We start from the raw sequence: 11,840 nt of genomic DNA on the forward strand, positions 1-11,840 counted from the left end.
CTGGCCCGCGCGGGCCAGTCGACGGCTGATGATGACGAGAGTGGGCTGACCTAGATGATCGCCAGGTTGCCCTTCTCTTCCAGCCACTCGCGGCGATCGCTCGCCCGCTTCTTGGCCAGCAGCATGTCCATCAGTTGCAGGGTCTCGTCCCCCTCCTCCCCTTCCGCGCCCATGGTGAGCTGTACCAGGCGGCGGGTGTTGGGATCCATGGTGGTTTCCCGCAGCTGTTTCGGATTCATCTCACCCAGGCCCTTGAATCGGGTCACCATCACCTTGCCCTTCTTCTTCTCGGCTTCGACCCGCTCCAGCACACCGTTCTTCTCGTCTTCGTCGAGGGCGTAGTAGACCTCCTTGCCGATATCGATCCGGTAGAGCGGCGGCATGGCCACATAGACGTGGCCCTTCTCCACCAGCGCACGGAAGTGCTTAACAAAGAGGGCGCAGAGCAGGGTAGCGATGTGCAGACCGTCCGAGTCCGCATCCGCCAGGATGCACACCTTGCCGTAGCGCAGGCCACTGAGGTCGTTGGAGTCGGGGTCGAGCCCGATGGCGACCGAGATGTCGTGCACCTCCTGGGAGGCGAGCACCTGACCGGCCTCCACCTCCCAGGTGTTCAGGATCTTGCCGCGCAGCGGCATGATGGCCTGGAATTCGCGGTCGCGCGCCTGCTTGGCACTGCCCCCCGCGGAGTCCCCCTCCACTAGGAAGAGCTCCCCCTGCATGGGGTCGGCGCAGCCGCAATCGGTGAGCTTGCCGGGCAGCGCCGGGCCCTGGGTTATCTTCTTGCGCACCACCGTCTTGGCGGCGCGCATCCGGCGCTGGGCGCTGGAGATGCAGAGCTCGGCCAGCTGTTCGGCCAGTTCGGTGTTGCTGTTGAGGTAGAGGCTGAAGGCATCCTTCACCACGCCGGAGACGAAGGCCGAGCTCTGGCGGGACGAGAGCCGCTCCTTGGTCTGACCGGCGAACTGGGGGTCCTGCATCTTGATGGAGAGGATGTAGGCGCAGCGATCCCAGATATCTTCCGGAGTGAGCTTGACCCCGCGCGGCAACAGGTTGCGGAACTCGCAGAACTCGCGCATGGCGTCCAGCAGGCCCTGACGCAGGCCGTTGACGTGGGTGCCACCCAGCGCCGTGGGGATCAGGTTCACATAGGATTCGGCGAGGCACTCCCCCCCTTCCGGCAGCCAGCACAGGGCCCAGTCCACCGCCGACTGCTCGGTGCTGAAGCTGCCGACGAAAGGCTGCTCCGGCAGGCAGGTGAATTGCTTGACCGCGTCGATCAGGTAATCCTTGAGGCCGTCTTCGTAGCACCACTCAAGCCGGATGCCGGTGTTCTTGTCGAGGAACTTGATGGTGAGGCCGGGGCAGAGCACGGCCTTGGCTTTCAGCAGGTGCTCGAGTTTCGAGACCGAGAAGCGGGGCGAGTCGAAATAGCTCGGCTGGGGCCAGAAGCGCACCCGGGTGCCGGTGTTGCGACGCCCGCAGGTGCCTGTGATGGTCAGATCAGACACCTTCTCGCCCCGCTCGAAGGCGATGTCATAGACCTGGCCGTCCCGGCGCACCGTCACCTCGACCCTATCGGAGAGGGCGTTCACCACCGAGATCCCCACCCCGTGCAGACCGCCGGAGAACTGGTAGTTCTTGTTGGAGAACTTGCCGCCCGCATGCAGCTTGCAGAGGATCAGCTCCACGCCGGAGACCCCTTCCTCCGGGTGGATGTCCACCGGCATGCCGCGACCGTCGTCGATCACCTCGAGGGATTGATCCTCGTGCAGGATCACCTCCAGGTTGCGGGCATGGCCCGCCAGCGCCTCGTCGACGCTGTTGTCGATGACCTCCTGGCCGAGGTGGTTGGGCCGGGTGGTGTCGGTATACATGCCGGGGCGGCGACGCACCGGTTCAAGGCCATTGAGGACCTCAATGGCATCCGCATTGTATTGAGTAGACATGGAGGGCCTTGCGAATTGACGTTTGGGGGGAATCTTACTCGCTGGGAGGGTATTGGACAAACCCGTCGGCGGCAAAGCTTGATCCCGACCGGATAAGCCGCCGCCCCCGCCCCGTTCAGCTCGCCTCGACCGCCACCGGCAGCGCCTGCTGCAACTGGGAGAGCGAGCTGTGCAGCCGCCACACCATGCCGGCCAGTTCCCGCGCCGCCGGCTCCCTGTGGTTGGCCATGGCCCCGCAGATCCGCTGCAGCTCGCCTAGGGTGCGATCCAGGGAGGCGTGCTGCACCCCCTGCTCGGTGAGGATCCCCTGCAGAGCGCGGATACAGGCGTCGCGCACCAGGTAGAGGGGCTGATCCTCGCCGCGCCACTGGCGCAGCTGCCAGACGATGTGGCTGCAGTTGAGCAGCACCACGCCCCAGCGCAGCACCCAGAGGCGGGCGGTCTGATCCTGGCTCTGGCTGAGCTGGCTGATGCAGTGGTAGATGAGGGATTCGAACTGGCTCTCGCTCTGGCGCGGGGCCGGCGCCAGCTGATCCATGAAGTGGCGGCGCAGGGAGCGGATCAGGCGGCGGCTCTTGCGCCGATCCGAGCTCGGTCGCAGCAGCTGGAACGCCAGTCCGGCGCTCATCACCCCCAGCGCCTGCCCTAGGCTGCCGTTGATGTACTGCAGGTAGTCGTAGCTCGGCGGATTGGTAATGGCGAGAAAGGAGCCGAGCAGCACGATGAGCTGGCCCCAGAGCACCGCCTGCCTGGGTTGTTGCTGCTTGAACAGCTGCATGGTGATGAGCGCGGGGAACAGCAGGGCGCAGAAGAGCCAGAAGTCGTCGATGCGGATCATCAGGCCGAACTTGACCGCGAAGCAGATGAGGCTGAGCAGCAGGATCGCCTTGAGCATGGTGTTGGCCCCCTTGGCGGGCGCCGGGGTGGCCGAGTAGAGCACGCAGCAGATGGAGAGCAGGGTCAGCGCCGAACTGCCCGCATCCCACTGGCTGTGGATCCAGAAGGCGCAGCCGAGCAGCACGCAGAGGAAGGTGCGCCCGCCGTTGTAGGCCGCCTCCAGCGTGTCGGTGTGGCTGGTGAGCGAAGAGTGGCGCGGCGGTGCCGGCCACTCCTGATCGTCGTAACGGGCCAGCCGATCCAGCCAGCGCTGACACTCCAGATAGCTCCAGCAGAAGTGGCGCAGCCGCCGCCAGAAGGTGTGCAGCCGGTAGTCGCTGGCCGCCGTCGGCACCAAGGGGGCCAGCAGCCGGGCGATGCGGTACTTGTCGCAGCCGGGCTGGCCCAGCTCGGCCAGCAGCCGCTCCAGCAACGCCTGCAGCCCCTCCGGTTGCGCCGGCCAGTTGTGCAGCATGCGGCGCTGGCTGGAGATGAGGCTGATGAGCCGCAGCTGGCGGTGCAGCAGGAAGTTGAGCAGCTTGTTGTGGCGCCGCAGCCGATGATGGCTCCAGACCGCCTGGATACGCAGCACGTTCATGGTGAGGATCTGGCCGATCAACCCCTCGTGGGCGGTGCGCACCTCCGGGCTCGCCTCCCCCAGCCAGAGCAGCTGGGCATGCTCCAGCAGGCGGGCCTGGGTTTTGTGCAGCGACTGCAGCAGGGTCTCGCCATCCGAGGTGCTGGGCAGGATCATCATCAACAGGCCGCCGCAGAGGATGCCGATGATCACCTCGCTCACCCGCGCCTGGGCGATGTCGAAGATGTGCTGCGGGTCGGTCAGGTTGACGCAGGAGAAGGCGATGATGGCGGCGGTGTAGCCCGCCAGCGCAAAGGCGTAGGAGACGTTGTTCTGATGGTGGTTGGAGATGTAAGTACAGAGCGCCAGCCAGAGTGCGATGAGGAAGCTGAACAGCCAGGGATCGCTGATGCCAAGGCCGGTGATCACCACAGCCGCCATGGCGCCGATGAGGCTGCCCACTACCCGCCCCAGACTCTTGCTGATGACGCCGCCCACGGTGGGAAAGCTCACCACGGCCGCTGAGGTCATCGCCCAGTAGGGAGAGTCCAGCTCCAGCACGAAGGCCAGCCAGAGCGACAGGCACATGGCCAGGCTGTTGCGCAGGGCGTAGCGCCACTGGCCGCCATTGGCCTTGCCCCAGGGGGTCTGGCGCCAGAGCGAGGCGGCCACCTTACTCCCCTATGGTGATGGTGCAGGTGGTGCCTGCAATCAGCGTCAGCCCGGGCGGCACCTCCAGCAGCTTGATCCGCACCGGCACCCGCTGGGCCAGCCGCACCCAGGGCACGTTGGGTTTGACGTCCAGCAGCAGGTTGTCGGCCCCCTCCACGCTCTGATCGTGGATGGCGCGCCCTATGCTCTCCACTTCGCCGTGCAGCCGCTGCTCCCCGCTGTAGAGCACCACCTCTGCCGGTTTGCCCGGCGCTATGTGCCTGAGCTTGGTCTCCTCGAAGTAGCCCTGCACGTAGAAGGAGTGGATGTCCACCAGTGCCACCAGCGGCACGCCGGCGCTGGCATAGTTGCCGACCCGGGTCTGCAGGTTGGTGATGTAGCCGTCGCTCGCGGCATGAACCCGGGTCTTGGCCAGCGACCATCTGGCCTGCTCCAGATTGGCCTGGGCCACCTGGTAGGCCGCCTTCATCGCCTGGGCATTGAGGCGGGCCTCGTCCACCGCCTCGGCGGAGATGACGCTGCGGGAGAGGCTCTGGCGACGGCCCGCCTCGTGCTCCGCCTTGTCGAGATCCGATTTGGCCTTGGCCAGCGCCGCCTGGGCGTTGTCCAGCGCGATCCGGTAGGGCTCGGGATCCAGGGTAAAGATCTCCTCCCCCGCCTTCACCAGCTGGTTGTCTTTCACCGCTATCTTGATGATCTTGCCCGACACCTCTGGGGTGATGCTGACCAGCTCGGCCCGTACCTTGCCATCCCGGGTCCAGGGCCCCTGCATGTAGTAGTTCCACAGCCACCAGCCCGCCGCCAGCGCCAGCGCGCAGACCAGCAGGGTAGAGAAGTATTTGAGGGTCGCGAGGGGTGATTTAGCCATGTAGCAATATCCATAGGGCGCCGCTGACGGCGAGGATAAACAGGGAGAGATCCATCAGCAGGGGATGCCAGACATCCCCACCGTAGAGCCAGTCACGCAGCAGGTGGTGCACGGGCAGCCAGCCTAGCAGGCCGAGCAGCACCGCCTTGAACAGGGGAGGAAAGTAGAGAGAGGCGCCAAGGACCAGGTCGGGCAATGCGGAAGAGATGGGCAATGACGGGCTCCCTGTGGGCGGAGGAAGGGGTGCGCCAAGGTTAACACAGCCGGTGGCGGCGACAGAAGCGGGTGACTCCTTCCCCTCGTCGTCGCCTCAATCGAACAGGGTATCCCGCCGACCCTCGCGCAGATGGGCGTGCAGGGTGCGCAACTGGGATGCCACCACCCGATGGCGGGAAAGCGGGGGCAAGTCGTCGATGGGGAAGTACGCCGCGCCCTGGGTCTCATTAGTCTCGGTGAGTAGCGCGCCCCCCGTCACCTCGCACAGGAAGAAAGCCTTGTGGGCATGGGGCAGTTGCGGGGGATGGGGATGCTTGAGCTTGTCGAACAGCGCCAGCAGTTGCACGGCCCGGCAGGCGAGGCCGGTCTCCTCCACCACCTCGCGCACCACGGCCCCCGCCGGCGAGTCGCCAATGTCGCACCAGCCCCCCGGCAGGGTCCAGAGCCCGTCGCAACGCTCCTGCACCAGCAGGAGATGGCCCGCATCGTTCTGGATGAAGGCTCGCACATCCAGCTTGGGGGTGGGATAACCACTATCCAGGGCGATCCAGTCGCCGATGGCTTCCGGTGCCAGCTCGCTCTGGCTGGCGATGAGCGCCACAGTGGCGGCTCGCAGCGCCTCGAAGCGGGCTATATCGAAGGGATCTTTCGAGTAGGTAAGCCCGGCCTGCGCCGTGGCCAGCACCTGTTCGAGGAAGGCGGCCAGTGGCAGCTGCATGGCTAGAGCCCGAGGAAGCGGACGATCTGGGCGGGGTAGCGCTCGAAGCCTGTGAAGGCGTGGTTGCCACCGCACTCCAGCGACAGGCGGGCAAAGCGGTATTCGTCCAGCGCCTTGCGATAGTCGAGCACTTCATCCTCCTGCTGCTGAAGGATCCAGAGCCGCTCGGGGGCCGTCACCGGCACCGCCAACGCCCGCAGCTCATCCATGTGCGCCGGCAGCAGCTCGTAGCGTTCGCCGTTGTAGGGGTTGGTCTGGGGACCGAGGTAGTCGCAGAGCAGTTCGTGAGGGCGCACCGCCGGGTTGATGAGGGCGGCGCGGCAACCATGCAGCTCGCTCACCCTGGTCGCCATAAAACCGCCGAGGGAGCTGCCCACGGCGCCGAGCTTGAACGCACTGCCGTGACGGGCTTTCAGGCCGGCGATGGCCTGCTCGATGGCGGACCAGGCCGCCGCTGGCGTATTGGGCTGGGCCGGGATCACCACCTCGATGTCGGGTCTGTGCTCGGCCACCCAGGCCGCCATCTGTTGCGCCTTGACCGAGCCGGGGGAGGAGTTGAAACCGTGCAGGTAGAGCAGAACGGAGGTCATGCAGGCCTCCTCAATAACCGGTGGCATCGGGGTCGGGCACGAACTGCCCCATCGGCAGGCGCCACACCTGGCTCGCGACCCTGCCGTCCGGATGCAGGGTGAGATAGCGCCAGCCCGGGCCGGACTCGTCCAGGGCGAAGCCGTCGGAGAGCGGCTTGAACTGAATGCAGGTGGAGGGGCTGGCGATCAGCCGCACGCCGCGATGCACCTCGTCAAACTCCTGGTGGACGTGGCCGAACAGTATGGTCTTCTGCTGCGGGTGGCGGGCCAGCACGGCAAACAGGTCGTCGGCATTCTTGAGGTTGTGCTGATCCAGCCAGGCGCAGCCCACCGGCACCGCCTGATGGTGCAGGGCGATGAGGGCATGGCGCTCGGGGTGCTGGCGCAGGGCCTGATCCAGGGCCGCCAGCTGGTGATCCCCCAGCACGCCGTGGGGTTTGCCACGCACCTGGGTGTCCAGCAGGATGATCTGCCAGTGCTCCCCCACCAGTTGCTTGGCCTCGCTGATGCCGGCCGCATGCAGGTATTCGGTCATCAGGGGGCCGTCGTCGTGGTTGCCGGGCAGCCAGTAGATGGGGCGAGCAAGCGGCGCCATCATGGAGGCGAAGCGCTGGTAGGACTCCGGGCTGTGATCCTGGGAGAGATCCCCAGTGGCGAGGATGAGATCGAACGGGTGGTCATTGGCCTGCACCTGTTCCAGCACGGCGGCCAGGCTCTGCGCCGTGGGCACGGCCAGCAGCCGCCCCTCGGCGCTCGCGAAGAGGTGGGTGTCGGTAATCTGTAACAGGCGCACACTGCCGTCCGGCGCCTGAGGTAGCTCTGTTTCCAAAATCACGCTTCTTTTTTATGGGTTCAACTAGAGGATGTTGATCAGGCTGGTGCCGTGTTTGAGACAAAATCTTAACCAATCGGCCAGGAATAGATTTACCTGCTCTTTTTCATCCCTGTGATGCATTTTTTGATTGGGATAATCATAACGTGGTTGCAACATCGAAATCTGTTGCGCCGCACACACTTCCGCCATCCGCACGTCATGATACAAACGAATCTCTATGCAAGCCTGCAAGTAGCTCGGCAATTCCGGGTTGTGCTGGGCCAGGATCACCTGGCTGGTGAAGCGGCTCTCCTCGGTCACCGTGAGCTGGAACTGCAGGCCGTTGCCCACCTGATAGCGGCGCTCGGCACCCACGCTGCCACCGGGCGGCAGCAGCTTCATCAGCGCCATGTAGTTCACCTCGCAGGTACGCTGCAAGGACATCAGATCGGGCACATAGCGCTTCATCGGGCTCTGGACTAATGGCATATCGCGGCTCCATCAATCAGGGTCCATGGGTAGTTCACCTCGCAGGTGCGCTGCAAGGACATCAGATCGGGCACATAGCGCTTCATCGGGATCTGGACTAATGGCATGTCGCGGCTCCATCAATCAGGGTCCATGAAGGGTGGACCCGCTGCACAGTGATCCAGTCGGACACAGGGCACCTGACCCTGGCCTGAACGAGTGCCACCTCAGCGCCCCGCCAACCAGCGGGCCCGCAGTTCGCCGTGGTTGAGGGCCAGCCACTGCAGGGCGATGACGGAGGCGGCGTTGTCGATGCGCCCCTCCTTCAACCAGGCATAGGCCTGCTCGCGGCTCACCACGTGCACCCGGATGTCTTCACCTTCCTCAGCCAGACCGTGGATCCCCGCGGCCCGGCTCGCATCCACCTCGCCAACGTAGACTTCGATGCGCTCTGTGCTGCCACCCGGGCTCACCAGATAGCTGATGGCGTGTTCGCAGCGTCCCACCTCGATCCCCGCCTCTTCCACCGCTTCGCGCCGCACCACGGCCTCGGCGGTCTCCCCTTCATCTATGATGCCGGCCACCAGTTCGAGCAGCCAGGGGGTGGCGCTGGTCTCCATGGCGCCGATGCGAAACTGCTCCACCAGCACGATCTCATCCCGTACCGGATCATAAGGCAGCAGGGCGGCGGCATGGCCGCGCTCGAACAGTTCCCGCACTATGGGCTCATTCCAGCCACCGGCAAACAGCCTGTGCTGCAGGCGGTAGACGTTCACCTTGAAGAAGCCGTTATATCCGGCTGATTTCCCGATGATTTTCACATCATCGCCGGAGTAGTGACTGGTTTGAGGCAAGGCTTGCTGTGACATATGAGACTCCTACCAGCTTGACTTGGCCTGGTTTGACCATAATATTCGGGGGCATGAATGAACATTCATTCATTTGCTCTCGCCGATGATGAGGGAAGGATTTTAGCAGCCACAGGACATTTGGCTAGGCGGGTTGCCGAGAAAACCTGCCCTGCCTCTTGACGTTTCCGTTACTGGAAAAGAGACAGTTCGCAATGAAATCTGCTTATAGTAGAGTGGTTAAGCTGAAATCAAGCTTGGTCGGTGACAATCCCCCCCTTCATCCAGCGGACAGCTTTGGGTTGATACATAAGGTTAAAAATATCATATGAAAAGAACACTCTTGTCAGTCATGGTGATGCTGGGTGTGAGCGGCGCCGCTCATGCCGAAAACCTGCTCGAAATTTACCAACAAGCCCAGATCAAGGATACCCAGCTGTTGGAATCCAAGGCCAAACGGGACCAAGCCTTCGAGAAGATCAACGAATCCCGCGCAGCCCTGCTGCCCCAGATCAACCTGGGTGCCGGCCTCAACTACCTGCAGAACAAGGACGATACCCAGACCAACACGGGCGCCACCGGCTCAGTGACGCTGGATCAGTCCATCTACCGCCGCAGCAACTGGGTCAACCTGGACCTGACCGAGAAGAGCGCCACCCAGTCCGACGTGGCCTACAACCTCGAGTACCAGAACCTGATGCTGCGTACCGCCCAGGCCTATTTCGACGTGCTCAAGGCGATGGATACCCTGGAATTCGTGCGCGCCAACAAGACCGCGGTGGAACGTCAGCTGGAACAGACCCAGCAGCGCTTCGAAGTGGGCCTGACCGCCATCACCGACGTGCATGAGGCCGAGGCCGAGCGCGACCAGGCGCTGGCGGACGAGATCAATGCCGAGAATACCCTGGACAACAGCTACGAGAGCCTGCGCGAACTGACCGGCATCGATCACCGTCAGCTGGACGTGCTCAACACCGAGCGCTTCAGTCCGCAGAAGACGGCCTTCAACTCCGACAAGTGGCTGGAGCTGGCCCTGGACAAGAACCTGGAGCTGCACAGCGCCCGCATCGGCAAGGACATCGCCAAGGAGCAGATCGATCTGGCCAAGACAGGCCACGAGCCGACCCTGGATCTCGGCGCCGGGCTCAGCGCCGGTTACAACGACTACAAGGACGAGATCCGCAACCCCGAGAGCAACAGCAACCAGGGCAATATCGGCCTGAACTTCAACCTGCCGCTCTACACAGGCGGGGCCACCACCTCCCAGGTCAAGCAGGCGCAGTTCAACTACGTGGCCGCCAGCGAACAGCTGGAGCGCAGCTTCCGCTCGGTGCAAAGCACGGTCCGCTCCTCCTACAACAACGTGAACGCCAGCATCGGCTCGGTGCGCGCCTACAGCCAGTCCGTTATCTCCGCCGACAGTGCCCTGAAGGCGACCGAGGCCGGGTACGAAGTGGGCACCCGCACCATAGTCGACGTGCTGGACGCCACCCGCAAGCTGTATCAGGCCAAGCAGAAGCTCTCCGAGGCCCGCTACAACTACATCCTCAGCATCCTCTCCCTGAAGCAGGCCGCCGGCATCCTGGAGCAGAAGGATCTGGAGGAGGTCAACCAGGGGCTGATGCCTGCGGCCCAGGTCACCAAGCAGTCCTGAGCCAGGCGCACACCATGAGAAAAGGCGACCCCGGGGTCGCCTTTTCTATGTCTGCACAGTAGTCAAACCACTCACTTCCAACCTATCCCGGTAGGCGTCGTTGTTGAAGGCAGTTTGAATCAGGACAGCGCACAGAAACCGGAGCGTACTGGAGTACGTGTGCCCTTGGTTTCACATAAGCGAGTACTGCCCGGGTTCAAAATGGCGAATAAAATAGCCTAATGGGATGGGTTTAGCCGCGCTCGCGGATGGTCTTGATGATGTCGCTGGTGGAGCAGCCGTCCTCGAAGTTCAGCACCCGCACTTCGCCGCCGTTGGCAGTCACCTCGGCATAGCCGGCAATCTCTTCGGGCTTGTAGTCGCCGCCCTTGACCAGCAGGTCCGGCAGGATCTCGGCGATCAGGCGCTGGGGAGTGTCCTCGGAGAAGGGAACCACCCAGTCCACGGCGCCCAGGGCCGCCAGCACCGTCATGCGGCGTTCGGTCGGGTTGACCGGGCGACCCGGTCCCTTGAGGCGGCGCACGGATTCATCGGTGTTCACCGCCACGATCAGGCGATCTCCCAGCTTGCCGGCATTGGCCAGATAGGAGACATGGCCCGCGTGCAGGATGTCGAAGCAGCCGTTGGTCATCACCACCTTCTCGCCGCGCAGGCGGGCGGCCTGGACGGCGACCTTGAGCTGGGCCTCGGACATGACGCCAAAGCCGGTCTCCTGCTCGGTGTAGAGCGCATTGGCCAGCTCCACCGGGCTGACGGTGGAGGTCCCCAGCTTGCCGACGACGATGCCGGCGGCGGTGTTGGCCAGGGCGCAGGCCTCGTCCAGGCTCATGCCTGCGGCCAGGGAGGTCGCCAGGGTGGAGATGACGGTGTCACCGGCACCGGTCACGTCATAGACCTCGTGGGCCTGGGCCGGCAGGTGCAGCTCGGGCTGGCCTTCGCGGATCAGGGTCATGCCGTTCTCGGAGCGGGTCACCAGCAGGGCGTCCAGCTCGAAGCGCTTGACCAGATCCAGTCCCTTGGAGACCAGATCCTCCTCCCCCTTCACCTTGCCCACCACGGCCTCGAACTCGGACATGTTGGGGGTCAGCAGGGTGGCACCGCGGTACTTCTCGAAGTCGGTCCCCTTGGGATCCACCAGCACGGGAATGCCGGCGACGCGGGCGCGGCGGATCATGCCGGGCACGTCGTTCAGGGCGCCCTTGCCGTAGTCGGAGAGGATCATCACGTCCGCCTCGGGCAGCGCCTGCTCCACCTTGCCCATCAGCAGGCTGGCGTCCACGTCGTGGAAGGCCTCCTCGAAGTCGAGGCGCAGCAGCTGCTGGTTGCGGGAGAGCACCCGCAGCTTGGTGATGGTCGGGTAGTCGGTCAGGCGAACGAAATCACAGGCGACCTTGACCCCCGCCATCTGGCCGGCCAGCGCGTCGGCGGCCTCATCCTGGCCGGTCAGCCCCAGCAGCACGGCCTGGGCACCTAGGGCGGCGGAGTTCAGGGCCACGTTGGCGGCGCCACCCGGGCGCTCCTCGATGTGCTCGACCTTGACCACGGGCACCGGCGCCTCGGGGGAGATGCGGCCGGTGCCCGTGGTCAAGG

11 protein-coding genes are annotated in these 11,840 nt (G+C 64.4%); 1 reads left to right on the plus strand and 10 read right to left on the minus strand.

The window, feature by feature from the left end; all coding sequences use genetic code 11:
* Window positions 1-50: 50 nt before the first annotated feature.
* From parE to nudF, 9 genes are all read right to left on the minus strand, one after another.
* Window positions 51-1,949, minus strand: a complete 1,899-nt coding sequence (parE, locus tag BN1132_RS08540) for a DNA topoisomerase IV subunit B (protein ID WP_042076806.1) — start codon at window positions 1,947-1,949, stop codon at window positions 51-53.
* A 115-nt stretch (window positions 1,950-2,064) separates the two neighbouring features.
* Window positions 2,065-4,074 carry an FUSC family protein gene (locus BN1132_RS08545; protein WP_042076807.1) on the minus strand — a complete coding sequence of 670 codons (2,010 nt, stop codon included), beginning with the start codon at window positions 4,072-4,074 and terminating at the stop codon, window positions 2,065-2,067.
* 1 nt (window position 4,075) lies between these two features.
* A complete protein-coding gene (locus BN1132_RS08550) occupies window positions 4,076-4,942 on the minus strand; it encodes an efflux RND transporter periplasmic adaptor subunit (RefSeq protein WP_042076810.1) in 867 nt (288 codons plus the stop codon).
* Entirely contained in the window at window positions 4,935-5,156 is a 222-nt protein-coding gene (locus tag BN1132_RS08555) for a DUF1656 domain-containing protein (RefSeq protein WP_084202739.1), read from the minus strand. Before BN1132_RS08555 ends, BN1132_RS08550 begins: the two co-directional genes overlap by 8 nt.
* A gap of 96 nt (window positions 5,157-5,252) precedes the next feature.
* On the minus strand, window positions 5,253-5,876 hold the full coding sequence (locus tag BN1132_RS08560; RefSeq protein WP_042076812.1) for an NUDIX hydrolase: 624 nt from the start codon (window positions 5,874-5,876) through the stop codon (window positions 5,253-5,255).
* A gap of 2 nt (window positions 5,877-5,878) precedes the next feature.
* Window positions 5,879-6,466, minus strand: coding sequence for a YqiA/YcfP family alpha/beta fold hydrolase (locus tag BN1132_RS08565; protein WP_042076813.1), 588 nt, complete (start codon window positions 6,464-6,466; stop codon window positions 5,879-5,881).
* Between the two features lie 10 nt (window positions 6,467-6,476).
* Window positions 6,477-7,295, minus strand: a complete 819-nt coding sequence (cpdA, locus tag BN1132_RS08570; protein ID WP_042076814.1) for a 3',5'-cyclic-AMP phosphodiesterase — start codon at window positions 7,293-7,295, stop codon at window positions 6,477-6,479.
* 27 nt (window positions 7,296-7,322) lie between these two features.
* Window positions 7,323-7,769 (minus strand): DUF1249 domain-containing protein, encoded by a 447-nt coding sequence (locus BN1132_RS08575; RefSeq protein WP_042076815.1) that lies wholly within the window; start codon window positions 7,767-7,769, stop codon window positions 7,323-7,325.
* 206 nt (window positions 7,770-7,975) lie between these two features.
* The gene (gene nudF, locus BN1132_RS08580; RefSeq protein WP_042076816.1) at window positions 7,976-8,617 is read right to left on the minus strand and encodes an ADP-ribose diphosphatase; all 642 of its coding nucleotides are present in this window, start codon (window positions 8,615-8,617) and stop codon (window positions 7,976-7,978) included.
* A gap of 307 nt (window positions 8,618-8,924) precedes the next feature.
* Here nudF and tolC point away from each other — a divergent pair, with 307 nt between their 5' ends.
* Window positions 8,925-10,250: an outer membrane channel protein TolC gene (gene tolC / locus BN1132_RS08585; protein ID WP_042076817.1), complete on the plus strand. Its 1,326-nt coding sequence runs from the start codon at window positions 8,925-8,927 to the stop codon at window positions 10,248-10,250.
* A 232-nt stretch (window positions 10,251-10,482) separates the two neighbouring features.
* Here the strand turns inward: tolC and hldE are convergent.
* Window positions 10,483-11,840: bifunctional D-glycero-beta-D-manno-heptose-7-phosphate kinase/D-glycero-beta-D-manno-heptose 1-phosphate adenylyltransferase HldE (gene hldE, locus BN1132_RS08590; protein WP_042076818.1), on the minus strand; the 1,358-nt coding region annotated here is incomplete at its 5' end.

It is taken from the genome of Aeromonas sanarellii, from assembly GCF_000820085.1.
In the GTDB taxonomy this organism is placed as follows: Bacteria; Pseudomonadota; Gammaproteobacteria; order Enterobacterales; family Aeromonadaceae; genus Aeromonas; species Aeromonas sanarellii.